General features: G+C 61.7%; 16 protein-coding genes. 10 read left to right on the forward strand and 6 right to left on the reverse strand.

Translation table 11 applies throughout. The annotated features are described in order from the left end of the window. Positions 1-114 precede the first annotated feature (114 nt). From pgsA to E2L05_RS04825, 3 genes are read left to right on the forward strand one after another with little or no spacing between them, the layout of a single operon-like run. The gene (gene pgsA / locus E2L05_RS04815; RefSeq protein ID WP_133341755.1) at positions 115-783 is read left to right on the forward strand and encodes a CDP-diacylglycerol--glycerol-3-phosphate 3-phosphatidyltransferase; all 669 of its coding nucleotides are present in this window, start codon (positions 115-117) and stop codon (positions 781-783) included. Further along, a complete protein-coding gene (gene moaD / locus E2L05_RS04820) occupies positions 780-1,031 on the forward strand; it encodes a molybdopterin converting factor subunit 1 (RefSeq protein WP_133341756.1) in 252 nt (83 codons plus the stop codon). The genes pgsA and moaD overlap by 4 nt, the downstream gene beginning before the upstream one ends. Next, a complete protein-coding gene (locus E2L05_RS04825; RefSeq protein ID WP_133341757.1) occupies positions 1,031-1,477 on the forward strand; it encodes a molybdenum cofactor biosynthesis protein MoaE in 447 nt (148 codons plus the stop codon). Before moaD ends, E2L05_RS04825 begins: the two co-directional genes overlap by 1 nt. A gap of 28 nt (positions 1,478-1,505) precedes the next feature. Here E2L05_RS04825 and E2L05_RS04830 read toward each other — a convergent pair whose 3' ends face one another. The 3 genes from E2L05_RS04830 to ubiA form a co-directional block, all read right to left on the reverse strand. Continuing rightward, positions 1,506-1,835 carry a hypothetical protein gene (locus E2L05_RS04830; protein WP_133341758.1) on the reverse strand — a complete coding sequence of 110 codons (330 nt, stop codon included), beginning with the start codon at positions 1,833-1,835 and terminating at the stop codon, positions 1,506-1,508. Further along, entirely contained in the window at positions 1,822-3,747 is a 1,926-nt protein-coding gene (locus E2L05_RS04835; RefSeq protein ID WP_133341759.1) for an OmpA family protein, read from the reverse strand. Before E2L05_RS04835 ends, E2L05_RS04830 begins: the two co-directional genes overlap by 14 nt. Positions 3,748-3,843: 96 nt before the next feature. Continuing rightward, on the reverse strand, positions 3,844-4,809 hold the full coding sequence (ubiA, locus tag E2L05_RS04840; protein ID WP_133341760.1) for a 4-hydroxybenzoate octaprenyltransferase: 966 nt from the start codon (positions 4,807-4,809) through the stop codon (positions 3,844-3,846). Positions 4,810-4,821: 12 nt separating this feature from the next. Between ubiA and E2L05_RS04845 the strand changes: the two genes are divergently transcribed. The 3 genes from E2L05_RS04845 (at position 4,822) to E2L05_RS04855 (ending at position 7,527) form a co-directional block, all read left to right on the forward strand. Next, positions 4,822-5,547: a 16S rRNA (uracil(1498)-N(3))-methyltransferase gene (locus E2L05_RS04845; protein WP_133341761.1), complete on the forward strand. Its 726-nt coding sequence runs from the start codon at positions 4,822-4,824 to the stop codon at positions 5,545-5,547. Beyond that, complete coding sequence (locus E2L05_RS04850) at positions 5,544-6,080, forward strand: hypothetical protein (protein WP_133341762.1); 537 nt, start codon at positions 5,544-5,546, stop codon at positions 6,078-6,080. The genes E2L05_RS04845 and E2L05_RS04850 overlap by 4 nt, the downstream gene beginning before the upstream one ends. Before the next feature lie 76 nt (positions 6,081-6,156). Further along, the gene (locus E2L05_RS04855; RefSeq protein ID WP_133341763.1) at positions 6,157-7,527 is read left to right on the forward strand and encodes a glutamate--cysteine ligase; all 1,371 of its coding nucleotides are present in this window, start codon (positions 6,157-6,159) and stop codon (positions 7,525-7,527) included. Here E2L05_RS04855 and E2L05_RS04860 read toward each other — a convergent pair whose 3' ends face one another. Then, positions 7,528-8,208 carry a spermidine synthase gene (locus E2L05_RS04860; protein WP_133341764.1) on the reverse strand — a complete coding sequence of 227 codons (681 nt, stop codon included), beginning with the start codon at positions 8,206-8,208 and terminating at the stop codon, positions 7,528-7,530. Between the two features lie 147 nt (positions 8,209-8,355). Between E2L05_RS04860 and E2L05_RS04865 the strand changes: the two genes are divergently transcribed. After that, positions 8,356-10,398: an ATP-dependent helicase gene (locus E2L05_RS04865; protein ID WP_133341803.1), complete on the forward strand. Its 2,043-nt coding sequence runs from the start codon at positions 8,356-8,358 to the stop codon at positions 10,396-10,398. A gap of 17 nt (positions 10,399-10,415) precedes the next feature. On the opposite strand, the gene E2L05_RS04870 is transcribed toward E2L05_RS04865, so the two are convergent. Together E2L05_RS04870 and truA are read right to left on the reverse strand one after the other, a co-directional pair. Continuing rightward, positions 10,416-11,423, reverse strand: coding sequence for a serine hydrolase domain-containing protein (locus tag E2L05_RS04870; protein WP_133341765.1), 1,008 nt, complete (start codon positions 11,421-11,423; stop codon positions 10,416-10,418). A gap of 56 nt (positions 11,424-11,479) precedes the next feature. Then, positions 11,480-12,253, reverse strand: coding sequence for a tRNA pseudouridine(38-40) synthase TruA (truA, locus tag E2L05_RS04875; RefSeq protein ID WP_133341766.1), 774 nt, complete (start codon positions 12,251-12,253; stop codon positions 11,480-11,482). A gap of 197 nt (positions 12,254-12,450) precedes the next feature. Between truA and E2L05_RS04880 the strand changes: the two genes are divergently transcribed. The 3 genes from E2L05_RS04880 (at position 12,451) to ileS (ending at position 18,131) form a co-directional block, all read left to right on the forward strand. Beyond that, a complete protein-coding gene (locus E2L05_RS04880; protein WP_133341767.1) occupies positions 12,451-13,863 on the forward strand; it encodes a YcjX family GTP-binding protein in 1,413 nt (470 codons plus the stop codon). Between the two features lie 13 nt (positions 13,864-13,876). Then, on the forward strand, positions 13,877-14,884 hold the full coding sequence (locus tag E2L05_RS04885; protein WP_133341768.1) for a YcjF family protein: 1,008 nt from the start codon (positions 13,877-13,879) through the stop codon (positions 14,882-14,884). A 262-nt stretch (positions 14,885-15,146) separates the two neighbouring features. After that, positions 15,147-18,131, forward strand: coding sequence for an isoleucine--tRNA ligase (gene ileS, locus E2L05_RS04890; protein WP_133341769.1), 2,985 nt, complete (start codon positions 15,147-15,149; stop codon positions 18,129-18,131). The last annotated feature ends 6 nt before the right edge of the window (positions 18,132-18,137 follow it).

The raw sequence follows: 18,137 nt of genomic DNA on the forward strand, positions 1-18,137 counted from the left end.
TCCTTGCCCGATCTATATGCCAATAGTGGTGCCCGCCGTCTGAATTCGCGGCCACGGCAGGGCCAAAGGATCAATCCGCTTTCCTGCCCCCTTGCGAAGCGATACACCGCCGCCATGACTTGGAACATTCCCAATATTCTGACGGTCTTGCGCCTTTTGGCAGCTCCCGCCCTTGGAATCGCTTTCGTTGTGTTCACCCGTCCGACCGCGGATTGGGTGGCTCTCGTGCTGTTTGTTGGTGCATCCCTGACAGATTGGTTTGATGGCTTTTTGGCGCGTCGATGGAATCAGACAAGCCGGTTCGGGGCCATGCTCGATCCGATTGCTGACAAGGCGATGGTCATTATCGCGCTGACGCTTGTGGTCGCCCTTTCCGGGTTGAACCCTTGGCTGGTTGTGCCGGGCGTTGTCATTCTGTTCCGCGAAGTTTTTGTTTCCGGTCTCCGCGAATTTCTGGGAGCTGATGCTGGTCGCCTGCGCGTGACGCAACTCGCCAAATGGAAAACAACAGCGCAAATGGTGGCGATTACGCTGCTGTTGGCCAGCCTTGGGCTTCAGGAAAAGCTGTACTGGATGTATCGCAGCGTTGATCAGGCCGGTTTCTATGCGGCCATCGCATCCGGGCCGTCAGATTGGAACGCAACGTGGGTGGTGGCTCGCAGTGCATGGGCAATTGGTTTTATTGGCACGGCGTTGTTCTGGGTTGCGGCCATACTAACAGCAATCACCGGCTGGGATTACTTTAGAAAATCGCTACCTTTCCTTAGGGAGGATCGCAAATGACGCTTGATGTTCTGTATTTTGCTTGGGTGCGAGAACGGATTGGCCTTCCGCGCGAAACGTTGGAAACACAGGCGGCGACCGTCGCCGATCTGGTTGCGGAACTGTCTGCGCGCGAAGAACGCTATGCTGCGGCCTTTGCTGATACGTCCGCATTGCGCGTCGCCGTTGACCAGGCGTTGACAGACTTTGATGCGCCGCTCACCGATGCGCGCGAAGTTGCCTTTTTCCCGCCGATGACGGGGGGCTGATGACCGTTAAACTTCTAAGTGCGCCCTTCGATCTTGCAGCCGAAACCGACGCCTTCGCGGCTGCACAGACGGGGGCAGGTGGGATCGTAACGTTTACCGGTGTGGTCCGCGACGCGGAAACCGGCACGCTTGAGCGTATGGAGATTGAACACTACCCCGGCATGACCGAGCGCGCGCTTCAAGATATCCGCGATGCCGCTTTGGCCCGCTGGCCCTTGTCGGGAGCCATGATTATTCATCGCTTTGGAACGTTGCGACCGGGTGAGACAATCATGATGGTGGCAACTGCATCCCGCCACCGTGCCGATGCCTTCGCGGCGGCAGAGTTCCTTATGGATTACCTGAAATCGCGCGCGCCGTTTTGGAAGAAAGAAGTGACCGGGCAAGGCGCAGCTTGGGTGGATGCGCGCGATGTGGATGAGGCCGCCTTGGAGCGTTGGCAATAAACGCTCCGGCCCGTGCTGCGGTCGCCGCTTAGTGCGTGTGGCCAAGCCGGGCCAGTTCGGCGCGTAAGGCTTCGCTGTCATGGCGCGCCTCGCGCAACCCTTCCATGGCAGCGCGAAGTTCGGCCTCGGCCTGTGTGACTTGTGCTTGCAGACGTGTTTCCACGGATACGCGCTCGGCCATCGCGGCATCGCGTGTTTCTTCGGCATAGTGCAGAGCCTCGGCCATGGCTTCAAGCTCGCCTAGCTGAGATGATGAAACGTGGGACAGACGGCTGACAAGCCAGTGCGTGAGAAAGCCCAAAAGGAATGCCCCGAACAACAGGATGCCAGTGGCGATAATCAGTTCAGTCCTGTCCATCCGATGTCTCCTCGCTGGCCTGTGTTTCTATCTCTGGGTCAGCCGATGCGGCCGCGTCTTCCACTATGGGCGCAGGAGGGCCCAGTAAAGGAAACTGCAGTTGGAAGTCGATCCGTCTGTTGGCCTCGCGACCATCCGCTGTGTCGTTGTCTGCCACTGGATTGTCTTCGCCGTAGCCGACTGAGGTCAGTGATTTGCTGGAAACGCGCTCTGCAATCAGTGCGTTCAGAACGGCGTCTGCGCGAGCTTGGCTCAGGCTTTGGTTCATTTCCGCGCGGCCTTGGCTGTCAGTGTGCCCGCCCACTTCCATTGCGATCCCCTCGCAGTCGCGCAAGACCCTGCCGATCCGGCGGACAATGGATAGCGCGGTGGTGTCCAGTTCGATAGACCCAGGCCCAAACGTGATCTTGTCGCGTTCTTGAATAGCCCGGACCTGCGCCAAACATTCTTCGGCGGTGGGCAAGGCTGCGACTGGGTCCAATTGCTCACGGTATGTGATATCCAGCTTTATCGCCGCAGAAGGCCCCAAGGCTGTCGTCAGCCGCCCTGCAAGTGTCGATGACAACCCCTGCGTCCCCGTTGTGCCAGACAACATTATCATCGCCGGTGTGACGCTCAGGCGTCCCGATTCAAGTGCGCTGAAGGCTTCAAGACCAGCCAGCACACGAAGGCTCCAGCCCTCTGGCAGATCACTGCGCCGACGCAGCGCAATGGTCAAAGAGTCGGCCGGGAAACGCGCGTCTGCAAAACTATCGACCATTGTTTCGGCCTGTGCATCAGGCAGGGGGCCCCGCACTTGGATTTGACCCTCAGGGCTTCGCGTGGCTGAGAAATTTGGGGCTGCGGAGGACGATGCAGGTCCGCCATCGGTGCCGGATGGAACCATGACGACAAGCCTGTAGCCATCGGGCAACGCGGCTTCCAACCGAGCCCGCGCGGCATCAATCGCCGAGGGGCTGCTGGCGGCGTCGGGCGACAATGTGACGGTGAGATCGGACAAGGTGACAGCGCCGCTGCCCAGCCCATGCAACGCAGTGATCGCGTCTACTGCAACGCGATCCCACGCCGCATCGGGGGCACCATGGGCCAAAGTGCACGGCGCTGAATCAGGGGCAAGCCCGGCGGTCACGGCAGCGGCTTTGATTCTTGCGGCACCGGCTGGGCTGGATGCGGCGCAGGCATCAAAGGTCGCAGCGCCGCCCGCAACCCGAAGCCGCGTTACGAACGGTGAAAGTGTGGGCAGCGGAATCCTTAGGTCAAGCGCCAGCTCGATGTCGTCTGGCAAGCTGTCCCGTAGTGCAGCCTCAAGCGTTGTTGCAGTAGCGCGATCTGTTGTACGGCCCTTAACCGAGAGCCTGCCGGGGGTGAGAACCACGCGCGCTTCGGGAAGGGATTGCGTGGCTTCGATGGCAGTGGAGATTCCACCCGACCACCCGTCAGGCGCGGCATCTGCGCTTGCGGTCACAAGCGATGATACCTCCAGCCCCACCGTTGCGTCGGCGATTGCGGCAAGCAACGCGTCTTCGGCGTCAAGCCCGCCCGGCAGCAGCCCCAGAGTGGTCACTTTGTTCCCGGCGCGCAAAAACTCCAACCTGTAGTCGGGCATCGGCACGTCCCGAGGGGGCGCAACCGTCATTGCATCCCGAATATTCGCCGGATTGATTTCATCGCTGGCGGAGCGGAGGGCGCGGAACCGTGCGGTTTCATCGGGGGCTGTTCCACTTAGCGTGGCGGTCAACCCGTCGGTGTCTACAACCGCCCAGCGAAACCCATCGCGCAACAGGGCAGCCGCGATCGCATCCCGGTTTTGGACTTCGATCAGGTCGGCGGCGGTCATCGCAACCCACACGCTTGCCCCAGCTCCAGCACCAAGCGCGAGCAGGCGGAGCACAGGTTGAAGAGTGGATCGCATGAAGGTGCCTCAAGTGTTGCGGATCGATCCTGCTCTAGGCGGTTCGCCGGACCTTGGCAATCAATCGGGCTGGCGATGGGCGGGCCGTGGGCGGCGTCAGATCAGGGTTGCCAGGGCGAACCCGAGCACAACGATCAAGCCGGCGTCCCGATTTGACCGAAAAAGTTTGAGGCATCTTTCGCCGTCGTGAATGTCTAAGCTGCGCAATTGCCACACCATATGCAGCCCCATACCCGCCACACCCGCAAGCGCGAGCGCCCGGCCAGACGATCCCGTGTCAAAGGCAAGGTCTACGGCGGCGGTCATCAACCCCATTGTCAGCGCCAGAAAACCACCCAGCCAAACCGGCGAGTTTTCGCCGAAAAGCCGTGCGGTGGACTTCACCCCGATCAACGCATCGTCCTCGCGATCTTGGTGGGCATAAATCGTGTCATAGAAAAGCGTCCATGCAATCCCGCCAAGGTAGAGCAGCCCAGCTGGCCACCCAAGCGCACCGTCATGGGCGGCCCAGACAAGCAGCGCGCCCCAATTAAACGCTAACCCAAGGAAGATCTGCGGCCACCACGTAAACCGCTTGGCGAACGGGTAGACGCAGACCAAGGCCAGTGATGCGACCCCAAGGCCGATGGCCACCCAGTTAAAGGTCAGCAGAATTCCCAACGCCAGCAAGGCCTGTACGCACATCCAAATCACTGCGCCCCGCAAGGTGACTTGTCCGGACGGTATGGGGCGCGACGCTGTGCGCGCCACGTCGCCGTCAATGTCCCGGTCGGTGATGTCGTTCCAGGTGCAACCTGCGCCGCGCATCAGAAACGCGCCAATCGCGCAGCCAAGGATGATCCATGCGCCTTTCCAGCCCAGCCCATCACCGGACGCGGCTGACAAAAAAACCGCCCACCAGCAGGGCAGCAGCAAAAGCCATGTGCCGACGGGCCTGTCCGCCCGGCTCAGCCTGAGCCAGGGGCGCGCGGCCGGCGGGGCGTATCTGTCGACCCAGTTGCCGATCGCCGCATCCGCAACAACCTGGTCCGGGGCCTCTGGTGCTTGGCGCGCGTCGGTCATATCAAGTGTCCCATGTCATCTGTTGCCAAAACCCGGCTGTTTCTGGACCAACCCCTTGCCGAGGGGCAGACCGTCGATTTGCAGCGCGATCAGGCCCATTACCTGACGGGCGTCATGCGGCTTGTTTCCGGTGATGCTGTGGCCGTGTTTGATGGTCGTTCAGGGGAATATCTGGCTCATCTGGGGCAGGCTGGCAAGCGCAGCGCGACGTTGGTGATCGGTCCGCAGACCGCGCCAATACGTATGCCGCCTGATCTGTGGCTGCTTTTTGCGCCGATCAAAAAGGCCCGCACCGATTTTATCGTCGAAAAAGCGGCTGAAATGGGCGCGGCGCGGATTTGTCCGGTTCAGACCGATTTTACCAACTCCGAACGCATTCGGCGCGACCGGCTTCAGGCCCACGCGGTGGAGGCGGCAGAGCAGTGCGGCGGCACCTTTGTGCCCGACGTGGATGACCTGCGCCCACTGTCCCGACTGCTTGACCACTGGCCCGAAGATCGCCGTTTGATGTTCTGCGACGAAGATTTGGCCGGACCGGTCAGCGCGCTGCCTGCGATGCCCGGACCTTGGGCGATTCTGATCGGGCCAGAGGGCGGATTCAGCCCGGCTGAACGCGCGCGGTTGCATGCTCATCCCGCCGCGCATCCTGTCAGTCTTGGCCCGCGCATTTTGCGGGCCGATACGGCGGCCGTGGCCGCACTTGCTCTGTGGCAAGCGGCGCTTGGGGATTGGCGATGAGCTTCGTGCGCCCTGAACTCTTGGCGCAGGCCCGGCGTTGGCGCGAAGCGATCATTGGCGGGGTCTTGTGCCTCGTGGCGCTCTGGCTTTGGCTGCGGGGGTTCGGGTTGGTCCATTGGCTGGCTTTGCCCGTGATGGGGATTGGGCTGGCGTTGGCGTGGGTCGGGGTCCAGCGCGGCCGGTTTCGCGGCGCGGGAGATGGCCCCGGCGTGGTTCAATTGACCGAAGCACAGATCGGCTATTTTGGCCCGCTGGAGGGCGGGGTCGTGGCGATTGATGCGTTGCGGGCAATCACGCTTGATCCGACGGGGCATCCTGTTCACTGGGTTTTGTATCACCCGGACGGTCCCCCATTGCACATTCCTGTGACTGCCAAAGGGGCTGACGCGCTTCTGGACGCGTTCACGCAGTTGCCCGGTTTTCGTCTGGAAGCTGTTCTGCGAAGGCTCGCGCAGCCTGGTGAGGTCACCCAGATGATTTGGTCGCGCGCTGGTCCGGGCGATGGAATGTCGTCGGTTCAGCGCCTCGGCTGATCTTGCCGGCATTGACACCTGTTCTAATCCGCGCCACCTGTGCCAATTAGAACAGGTGCAGAACGGAGCGTGAGCCATGTCGATACCACAGTCGGGCGGCGGCTTGATCGAACATCGGGGCCAGTTGGCCGAATACCTGTCTTCGGGCTGCAAGCCGAAGGAAGATTGGCGCATTGGCACCGAGCACGAAAAGTTCGGCTATTGTCGCGACACGCTCAACCCACTGCCGTATGAAGGGCCCCGGTCCATTCTTGCGATGCTCGAAGGGCTGCGCGACGCCTTTGGTTGGACCGAAGTGCGCGAAGCCGGCAAGCTGATCGGGCTGGAAAAAGACGGCGCGAATGTCAGCCTTGAACCGGGCGGGCAGCTTGAGTTGTCTGGCGCGCCGTTGGTGTCGATTCACGAAACATGTGACGAGGTGAACACCCACCTGCGCGAAGTGCGCGACGTGGCCGACAAGATCGGCGTTGGGTTCATCGGACTTGGGGCCGCGCCGATCTGGACGGGTGATCAGATGCCGCAAATGCCCAAAGGGCGTTACAAGCTGATGACCGACTACATGGGGCGCGTCGGCACCCATGGCACGCAGATGATGTACCGGACCTGCACCGTTCAGGTGAATCTGGATTTTGGGTCCGAAGTCGACATGGTCCAAAAGTTACGCGTGGCGCTGGCGCTGCAACCTGTGGCAACGGCGCTGTTTGCCAATTCACCCTTCTTTGATGGCAAACCAAACGGTCACAAATCCTGGCGGTCCCGCATCTGGCGCGATCTGGATGCAGACCGCACGGGGATGCTCCCTTTTGTGTTCGAAGACGGCATGGGATTTGAACGCTGGGTTGAGTACATGCTCGATGTGCCGATGTATTTCGTCTATCGCGACGGGCAGTATATTGACGCGCTTGGCCAGTCGTTCCGCGACTTCCTGAAGGGCGAATTGCCCGCGCTGCCGGGTGAAATGCCGACCCTGTCGGACTGGGCCGATCACCTGACGACGGTCTTTCCCGAAGCGCGGATCAAAAAGTTCATCGAAATGCGCGGGGCAGATGGCGGCCCGTGGCGCAGGCTTTGTGCGCTGCCTGCCTTGTGGGTCGGCCTGATGTACGACCAAACCGCGCTGGACGCAGCGTGGGACGTGGCAAAAGGCTGGGATGCTGAAACCCGCGAAGCATGGCGCGTGGCCGCGTCGGTTGACGGGTTGCAGGCTCAGGTCAACGGCCAATCCATGCGCGATATCGCGGCAGAAGTTGTGTCGATTGCCCAAAGCGGGCTAAAAGCGCGCGCCTTGCCGGGGGCAGGTGGAATGATCGAAGATGAGACGCATTTCCTGAACGCTTTGCAGGAAAGTGTTGAAACCGGCCGTGCCCCGGCAGACGAGTTGCTGGAACGCTATCAAACCGATTGGAACGGGGATCTGACCCGGATTTACGGCGACTACAGCTATTAATCAGGGGCGTGGGGACGCGGCTGTCCAAATCGTGTGTTTCGGGCCGCGCTTGCTGCGCCCGGCACGCACGGATGCCTCTTGAACGTCGAAACCTGATCGGGTGAGTCGCTTTGTGAAAGCCGCGCTTGGCTCTGCTGACCACACGGCCAGCACCCCGCCGGGACCAAGCGCCCGGCGCGCCGCCTGAAGCCCGGTGGCCCCATAAAGCGCGTCATTGCCCGCGCGGGTCAGCCCATCAGGCCCATTGTCCACATCAAGCAAGATCGCATCAAAAGCGCCCTGTGATTGCCGGATTTCGGCGCAAACGTCGCCGATGCGAATTTCGACCCGAGGATCAGACAGGCAGGTCCCGAACACCTCGGCCATGGGGCCACGCGCCCAATCAGCCAACTCTGGCACGATCTCTGATACGGCGACGCGTGCACCCTCGGGCAGAACCGCAAGCGCGGCGCGCAAGGTGAACCCCATACCGAGCCCGCCGATCAAAACGCGCGGCGCAGAGACCCCGCGCAGGCGATCAAGGGCGGCGGTTGCCAGCACTTCTTCAGATCCACCAAGGCGGCTGTTCATCAACTCGTTCCCGCCTCCCAGCCGGATCGAATATTCGGTGCCCCGTTGCAGCAATCGCAGGGTTTCGCCCTGCGGTGCCTTTGCGGTGGCAAGTTCTATCCACGGCAGCATGGCGTTGTTCCTTTGTGTCGCCCAGTGGCCTATCCGATCATGCCAGCGCGGTGAAGACGCGATGTTCACGTCGGGACATGGATATTAAAGTTCATTTTATGTTCTTGCTCGTTTACGGTCCGATCACGGGTGAAAGGGGTGCAGAACGTGGCGGGCGCAGGGTATCTCGACAAGCTGAATGACAAACAACGCGCGGCGGCGGTGTTTGGTGTGGGCGCGGACGCGCTGCCGCCGCCCTTGTTGGTGATTGCGGGTGCAGGGTCTGGAAAGACCAGCACGTTGGCGCACCGCGTGGCGCATCTGTTGGTCAATGGCGCCGATCCGCGCCGAATCCTGCTGATGACGTTTTCACGCCGCGCCGCGACCGAGCTGACCCGCCGCGTCGAAAGGATCACCGCGCAAGCCTTGGGCACGGGCACTGCCGCTGAGGCGCTGACTTGGGCGGGCACCTTCCACGGCATCGGTGCGCGGATTTTGCGGGAAAACGCCACTTCAATCGGGCTGCACCCGGAATTCTCGATCCATGACCGCGAAGACAGCGCGGACTTGATGAACCTCAACCGCCATGCGTTGGGGTTTTCCAAGGCCGAAAGCAGGTTTCCGGCCAAGGGAACCTGTCTTGCGATCTATTCCCGTACGGTGAATTCTGAAGCCCCCTTGGCAGATGTGCTGCGCGATCATTTTCCGTGGTGCGCCTCTTGGGCAGAAGAACTGAAGCGCCTTTTCGCGGCGTATGTCGCGGCCAAGCAGGCACAGAACGTGCTGGATTATGACGATCTGTTGCTGGCATGGGCGCAGGTCATGGCAAACGACGCGTTCGCGGCGCATATCGGCGATATGTGGGATCACGTGTTGATCGATGAATATCAAGATACCAACCGCCTGCAGGCACGCATCTTGATGGCGCTGAAGCCGGACGGGCGGGGATTGACTGTTGTGGGGGATGATGCCCAGTCGATCTATGCGTTTCGGGCCACCACAGTGCGCAACATTCTGGATTTTCCGAACGGCTTCACGCCCCCGGCAGACATTATCACGCTAGACCGGAATTACCGATCGACGCAGCCGATTTTGGCGGCGGCCAATGCCGTTATCGGACAGGCGCGGGAACGGTTTGCCAAGGATCTGTGGACAGATAGAAAATCGGCGGACAAGCCCCGCTTGGTAACCGTCGGCACAGAAGCCGAACAGGCGCGATTTGTCGTGGATTGTGTGCTGGAGGACCGCGAGACGGGCACACGGCTCAAGGATCAGGCGGTGCTGTTTCGCACCTCCAGCCACGCAGTTCAGCTAGAGGCAGAGCTGACGCGCCGCAACGTGCCATACGTCAAGTTTGGCGGGCTGAAGTTTCTCGACAGTGCCCATGTGAAGGATTTGCTGTCCTTCTTGCGGTTGGCGCGCAATCCACGCGACCGTGTCGCGGGATTTCGCGTGCTGCAACTTATCCCCGGCATTGGTCCCAAAGCAGCGGCCGATGTGCTGGACGCGCTGGATTTGTCCGCCGACCCGCGCGCGGCTTTGCATGACGTTGCGCCGCCCCGCCGCGCCGGGGCTGATTGGCCGGAATTCGTGCAGGCCATGACCACCGATGCGCCGTGGCCTGCCGCATTAGGTCAGGCGCGTGCATGGTATGACCCGCATCTGGATCGGGTCCACGAAGATGCCGACGCGCGGCGGGCCGATCTTTTGCAACTCGAACAGATCGCTGCCGGGTATGCGTCTGCCGAAGCGTTCCTGACCGATTTGACGCTTGATCCGCCCGATGCCACCAGCGACACGTCGGGGGTCCCCCTGAAAGACGAAGATTACCTGATCTTGTCGACGATCCATTCCGCCAAGGGGCAAGAATGGAAATCGGTGCATTTGCTCAACGCTGTGGATGGGTGCATTCCATCCGATCTTGGCACCGGGTCCACCCATGAGTTGGAAGAAGAGAGACGGCTTTTATACGTTGCCATGACGCGGGCGAAGGATCGTCTGACGCTTGGGTTGCCATTGCGTTTCTATGTTACCCAGCAGACGCGGAATGGTGACCGGCACGTCTTTGCAATGCGGACGCGGTTCATTCCGACCGAGATTCTTGGACAGTTTGATGCTTTTCACTGGTCTCCGCAGCATCACGGTGGCCAAGCGCGGCCCGCGCCGCCGCCGATAGATGTGGCGCAAACGATGCGTCAGATGTGGACATGACAAGGGGCGCTTTGCGGTCAGGCGCGGGGGGCGTTGGGCAGGATGTCTTGTTCGATCATGGCCAAAAGGTCGCCAAAATACCCTTGTGAACGGGCGGGGCGCGTTGGGTCTGACGTGATCACAATGGTCAGCGCGCGATCTGGCACCACAACGACGACCTGTCCGCCATAACCCCGCGCCAAGGCAAAACGCGCGCCATCCGCGTTGCCCAAGAACCAGCCAAGCCCATAACCAAGGCCGGACCATGGCGACCGGGTGCGGGCGCGAAAACTGTCGCTGACCCATGCTGAGGGAAGCACCCGATTTCCCTGCCACATCCCGTTCAACCGAAACATTTCGCCAAACCGGGCCAGCGCGATTGGTGCCAGCGCCATTTCGTTGCCGCCCATGTAAAAGCCTTGTGGATCACGGGTCCAGGCAGGGATATCGATCCCCAAAGGGGCCCCGAGCCATTCACGGGACAAGGACAAAAGGCTGCGCCCCGTGACCTCGGCCAAGACGGCTCCAAGCACGTGCGTGGTGCCGGTTGAATACAGCATACGCGCGCCGGGTTCGGCCACGAAGGGGCGCCCAAGTGCGTCTGCGATCCAATTGCGGCTACCAACCCATGCGCCGTAATTGCCGCCCGATGTACGTTCCAGTCCGGCTTGCAGTGTAAGGAGGTTTTCCACGGTCAGCAGGGCGACACGCGGGTCAGCGCCGGATGGGATGAGGCGCGGGGCCAAGTCCCCCAGCTTTGCCTGAAGGCCGGGCAATTCGTTGCGGTCGATGGCTGCGCCGGTCAAGGCTGCCACGACGGTTTTCGAGACGGATTTCACGTTGACCGGGGTGTCGAGGCCGGGGCCGCGCACCCGCTGTGCCACAACTGTTTCGCCGTTCTTGACGATCGTCAGGGAATGGAGTTGGTCCAAACCCTGCGCCCGGCGCGCCGCAGCCGCGAAGGGATTGGACTGGGCCCGCAGGATGCCGGGCAGGGCAAGCGCGGGAGCGGAAAGCATCAATGCGCGTCGGGTGATCCGGGTCATGGCGGGCTCCGTAGGTGTGTGGTCTACAAGATCGTGCCGCGGCACCGAAAGGCCAGTCACGTCCTCGCGAACGGGTCCTCGGGGTATTCCACATGAGCGAGGTACAGGCCGTAGGGGGGGCAGACCGGCCCGCAAGCGGCGCGGTCGCGGGCCTTTAGCGCAGCGGTTACGTCATCCGGGGTCCAGTGACCGCGCCCGACGCGTTCCAGCGTGCCGACAAAGCTGCGGACCTGGTTATGAAGGAAGCTGCGCGCGCGCACGTCAAAGCGGTACTCGATCCCTGTCGCATGGGGCACTTCGGTTATGGTCAGCCGATCCAGCGTCTTAAACGGGCTGTCGGCCTGGCACATGGTGGACCGAAACGTGGTGAAATCATGGTGGCCCAAGAGACGGTCCGCACCTTCTTGCATCGCGGCACTGTCGAGCGGTTTGCGCACTTGCCAGACCAGTCCGGCCTCAAGCGTGATCGGTGCGCGGCGGGCGACAAGGCGAAACACATAGTGGCGACCCAGTGCGGAGAACCGAGCATGGAACTCATCTGACACCGGGGCGACGCCGATGATGGCGACCGGGGCCGGGCGCATATGGTGATTGACTGCTTCGCCAAGGCGGAAAGGATCCCACTCGCGCGACATGTTCACATGGGCGACCTGCGCGGTGGCATGTACCCCTGCGTCGGTACGCCCGGCTGCGGTGATCTTGTCGATGGACGGGTCAAGGCGGCGCAGCGCAGCCTCAATAGTCGCTTGCACGGAGGGATGATCATGCTGGCGCTGCCACCCCCGGAAGGGGGCACCGTGATATTCGATTTTAAGGGCATAACGAGGCATTTGCTCCGATTACCCGCCACGGGGCGCGGCGACAAGTCTGCATGGGCCATAGGGCGGGAAGGCTCCCGCCCGTCTTCGACATCTGCCGATGTCTTATCCCGTTGGGCGTGGCAGGCTTCGCCTGCGGGTGCGCCGGGCTGGCAAAGTAGCCAGCGACCTCATAAGTGTTGGGGTAACAAGAAAACGAGGGACGAAACGTGGTTTTGGGACGATTAGCCGATGGCGTGACGCGTGGGATTGAGGGTGTGGGCCAATCGGTGAGCGAGCAGTTCTTCGACCCGACGCTGCGGCTTGGTGTGACGGGCCTGAGCCGCGCCGGCAAAACGGTATTCATTACATCCTTGATCGCCAATCTGATTGACCGGGGCCGCATGCCGCAACTTGCGGCCGCAGCAGACGGGCGCATCCTGACGGCGTTCTTGCAGCCCCAGCCTGACGACACGGTGCCCCGGTTCGATTTCGAGGCGCACAATGCCGCGCTGACCGCGACCGATCCGCATTGGCCCGACAGCACGCGCGCTGTGTCGCAGCTTCGCTTGTCGCTGCGGCTTCGGTCAGGGGGGCTCTTGGGCGGCATCACCGGACCGCGCACGCTGCACTTGGACATCGTCGATTATCCCGGCGAGTGGCTGCTTGATCTAGGGCTTTTGTCCAAAAGTTATGCCCAGTGGAGCGCGGATGCGCTGGACCGGATGGCGACGCGCCCCGGCGGTGCTGAAGCAAAAGGGGCGATTGCCGCAGTCGATGGTACGGCAAAGTTGGATGAGGGGGTCGCGCAGTCCTTGGCGCAGGGCTTTACCAGTTATCTGATCCAGGCGCGCGCTGCGGGGTTTTCGGATTGCACGCCGGGCCGGTTCATTTTGCCGGGCGAAATGGCGGGCTCGCCGGTTTTGACCTTTGCTCCTTTGCCTCCCGGCCCGTCCCCGCGTGGCTCCTTGCGGGCAGAGTTCGCCCGGCGTTTTGACGCATATAAAGCCAAGGTGGTGCAGCCATTCTTTCGCGACCACTTTGCCCGCCTTGACCGGCAGATCGTGTTGGTCGATGCCTTGGGCGCAATCCATGACGGCCCGCGTGCGGTTGAGGATTTGCGCCGGACGCTGGCCGATACGCTGACCGCGTTTCGCCCGGGCGCAAACAGTTGGCTTGGCAGGCTTCTGGGCGCGCGCCGGGTGGACCGTATCCTGTTCGCGGCCACAAAGGCGGATCACCTGCACCATATACAGCACGCGCGGCTGACTGGATTCATGGAGGCCTTGGTGAAAGATGCTCGGGCTCGCGCCGATTTTGCCGGGGCCAAAACATCGGCCATGTCGATTGCCGCGTTGCGCGCGACCACCGAGGAAACGCGCATGCATGATGGGCGTGAACTTGACCTCGTGCGCGGGCGGTTGCTGGAGGACGGTCGGCAAGCGGCATTTTACCCCGGTGATCTGCCGCAAGATCCGTCTGTTTTGTTGTCGCCGGCACGAGACTGGGCTGAGTCGTGGCTGGACGAGGATTACCAGATCATGCGGTTTGCCCCGGCGCGTCTGCACCTTCGCTCGGGCGAAGGGCCGCCGCATATCCGGCTGGACCGCGCCGCACAGTTTTTGATTGGGGATCGGTTATGACGAAGGAAGCGCCATGAGCACACCAAAGGGGCCCGTTCTGATTGATCTTGAGGGGGACAAGGCCGAAGCAGCCCCGTCCCCGGCCGATGCGCCCCCCGTGCCCGACGCGCTGGAAGGTCCGCCCGATGCCGCAGCGATGCAGCGTCTGGCACAACTGGCGACCAAACCGCGCAACCGGCTTGCAACATGGTTCTGGGGGCTGTTGTTGGCGCTGATCGGCGCCTTTGCATCGTTGGCCTTGTGGGGCTTGATCGACGCACTTCTTGCGCGCAGCCCTGTTTTGGGCACGGCTGTGACGGGGCTGTTGGCGGCGTTTGGCGTAGTCTGTGGGGCGATTATTCTGCGCGAGTTGGCTGCATTTTCCCGGCTGACGCGCATTGACAAGATGCAACACCGGGCTGCCGAAGTTCTGGCGACAGCGGATCTGGGCGCGGCGCGGGTCTTGGCCAACGACCTGTCCGGCTTTTATGCCAGCCGCGAAGAGTTGCGTTGGTCCCGCGACGGGTTGCAAGACCGGATTGCGGCCAGTTTCGATGCCGACGCGACTCTGGGGCTGATCGAAAGCGATCTTCTTGCCCCGCTGGATGCGCAGGCGACCCGGCAGGTCGAAGCGGCCGCGCGCCAAGTGGCGACGGTGACAGCCCTTGTTCCCTTGGCCTTGGCAGACGTAGTCACGGCGGCAACAGCCAACCTGCGCATGATCCGCGCCATTGCCGAGATTTATGGCGGCAGGTCCGGCACGCTTGGCACATGGCGCTTGATGCGGGCAGTCATGACCCACCTCGTGGCCACGGGGGCCGTTGCGGTTGGGGACGATCTGATCAGCTCGGTTGCGGGCGGGTCACTGGTCAGCAAAGTCTCGCGCCGCTTTGGCGAAGGTGTGGTGAACGGGGCGCTGACCGCGCGCGTCGGGATCGCCGCAATCGAAGTGTGCCGCCCGCTGCCTTTTGGGACATCGCGCAGACCCTCGGTGTCGGGGATCATAAAACGGGCTTTGACCGGGCTTTTCGGCAAGGGATAGCCGCTGACGCCCTTCCCAAACACTCTTTGGTAGGGACGCGCCGTGATCAAACACCTGAGTGTATCACGCGCGTCGCCGCCAGTGTCTTTACCTGCCCCGTGGCCCTGCCTATAAGCGCGGCTATGACAGGGATTTTTGCCATCATCATGCGAATTACCGGCCCGGCGCTCTGACAAGGGGTTGCCGGGAACAGGCGTCTGCCTTGCCGCGCCGCATATGATGCTCATCCTTATTGATTTCCCAAATTCAGGACCGCTGATCCATGTCGTCCGACACGCCCGACCAAACCGCCCCCGACTATAAATCCACCCTGAACCTGCCGCGCACGGAGTTTCCAATGCGTGCGGGTTTGCCCAAGCGCGAGCCGGAATGGCTGGCCCGCTGGGAACGGATCGGTGTCTATGACCGTTTGCGCGCCAATGCCGAAGGCCGCCGCCCATTCGTGCTGCATGATGGCCCCCCTTATGCGAACGGGCACCTGCATATCGGGCACGCCCTGAACAAGACGATCAAAGACATGATCGTGCGCAGCCACCAGATGATGGGCTTTGATGCGCGTTATGTGCCGGGCTGGGACTGCCACGGCCTGCCCATCGAATGGAAGATCGAAGAGAAATACCGCGCCAAAGGGCGAAACAAGGACGATGTTCCGATCAACGATTTCCGGCGCGAGTGTCGGGAGTTTGCGGCAGGCTGGGTAGACATCCAGCGCGAAGAATTTAAGCGACTGGGGATCACCGGCGCATGGGATCGTCCCTATCTGACCATGGATTTCCATGCCGAGCGGGTGATCGCAGAGGAATTTCAGAAGTTCCTGATGACCGGCACGCTGTATCAGGGGTCCAAGCCCGTGATGTGGTCGCCGGTTGAAAAAACCGCGCTGGCCGAGGCGGAAGTGGAATATCACGACCACCAAAGCCACACGATCTGGGTACCGTTCCGGGTTCGCCGTGGCGGAAATGCCCCCATGCCCGATGTTGAAACGTCAGATTTTGATGGGGCCAATCAGGCCGTGCTGGCCGATGACCTTCATGCCGCGCGGGTGGTGATCTGGACCACGACTCCTTGGACCATCCCCAGCAACAAGGCGATCGCGTTCAACCCGTCCATTGAGTACGGCCTGTACCGCGTTGATGCCACACAGGACGAAAGCTGGACTGCTGTTGGGGATCTGTACTTGGTGGCCGATGCCTTGGCTGCTCAGGTTCTGGAACAGGCCCGTGTGACATCGCATTCTCGGGTGCGCGGCGTAAGCGCGGCTGAATTGGGCGGGCTGACATGTGCCCACCCATTTGCGGGCATCGAAGGCGCGGACGGCTTTTGGGATTACGACGTGCCGGTGATCGACGGCGATCACGTGACGGACGAGGCAGGCACCGGGTTCGTTCACACGGCCCCAAGCCACGGCGCAGACGATTATGAGTGCTTCGTCAAGCGCGGCTGGGTGGACCGGATGACGTATAACGTGGGTGAGGAATCAGAATTCCTGCCCCATGTTCCGTTCTTTGCGGGCCTGACGGTCTTTGACCGCAAGGGCAAGGAAGGCAAAGCAAACCGTACCGTGATCGAAAAGCTGGTCGAGGTTGGCGGACTGATCGCGCGCGGTCGGGTCAAGCACAGCTATCCGCACAGCTGGCGGTCCAAAGCTCCTGTCATTTTCCGCAACACGCCTCAATGGTTCGCCGCCATCGACAAAGCAGTTGGCGACGGGCAGGACACTTATGGCACTACGATCCGCCAACGGGCGCTGACCTCGATCGACGAGTTGGTGACCTGGACACCGCGCACCGGGCGCAACCGGCTGTTTTCAATGATCGAATCGCGCCCTGACTGGGTGCTGTCGCGTCAGCGGGCTTGGGGTGTGCCGCTGACTTGTTTCACCAAGAAAGACACGCAACCAACCGATCCCGATTTCCTGCTGCGCAACGAAGAGGTGAATGCCCGGATCTGTGCCGCCTTCGAGGAAGAAGGCGCAGACGCGTGGTATGCGGATGGCGCGAAGGCGCGGTTTCTAGACGGGATCGTTGACGCAGACGCCTATGATCAGGTGTTTGATATCCTCGATGTGTGGTTCGACAGCGGATCGACCCACAGTTTCGTGCTGCGCGACCGCGAAGATGGCACGCCGGACGGGATCGCGGATGTCTATATGGAAGGCACCGACCAGCATCGCGGGTGGTTCCATTCGTCCATGCTTCAGGCCTGCGGCACCATGGGCCGCGCGCCCTATCGCAACGTGGTCACACATGGGTTTACGTTGGACCAGAAGGGCAACAAGATGTCCAAATCGCTGGGCAACACCATCGTGCCCGAAGCGATCATCAAGCAATACGGCGCCGATATCCTGCGGCTTTGGGTGGCGCAGGCGGATTACACCGCCGATCAGCGCATCGGACCAGAGATCCTGAAAGGCACTGCCGACAGCTATCGCCGGTTGCGGAACACGCTGCGTTTCATGTTGGGCAGCCTTGCGGATTACAGCCCCGACATTGCCGTTGACCGGGATGATATGCCCCCGCTGGAGCAGTACATCCTGCACCACGTGGAAAGGCTCGACCGGCAAGTGAAGGAAGGCTATGCGTCCTTCGACTTTCAGGGCGTGTTCCAGAAGGTGTTCCAGTTCGCGACCATCGACCTGAGCGCGCTGTACTTCGATATCCGCAAGGATGCGCTGTATTGTGACGGGACGGACAGTCTTGAACGGCGCTCGGCTCTGACCGTGCTGGATATCCTGTTCCACCGACTCACCGGTTGGCTTGCCCCGATCCTGGTGTTCACGATGGAAGAGGTTTGGCTGGAACGGTTCCCCGGCGATGACACCTCGATCCATTTGCAGGACATGGCCGCAACGCCCGAAAGCTGGCATGATCCGGTTTTGGCCGAACATATCGAAACCCACCGCGCTGTGCGCCGGGTGGTCACTGGTGCGCTGGAACTGGAACGCCAGGCAAAGACAATCGGGGCCTCGCTTGAGGCTGCACCGATCGTTTATGTCCCCGCCGAAACGGCGGACAAGCTGGATGCAGAGAAGTTTGCGACATTGTGCATCGTATCGAATCTGACATTCAGCACCGATCCGATCCCGGAAGGGGCGTTCACGCTTCCCGATGTGCCCGGCGTCGGCGTCGTGTTCCAAAAAGCCGAGGGTGGCAAATGCGAACGCTGCTGGAAAGTGCTGCCCGATGTGGGCACCCATGCAAACCCCGGCGTCTGCGGGCGGTGTGACAAGGTGCTTGGCAGCAGCTAGGCGCGG

The sequence above is a fragment of the Meridianimarinicoccus aquatilis genome, from assembly GCF_004358675.1.
Taxonomy (GTDB): Bacteria; Pseudomonadota; Alphaproteobacteria; order Rhodobacterales; family Rhodobacteraceae; genus Meridianimarinicoccus; species Meridianimarinicoccus aquatilis.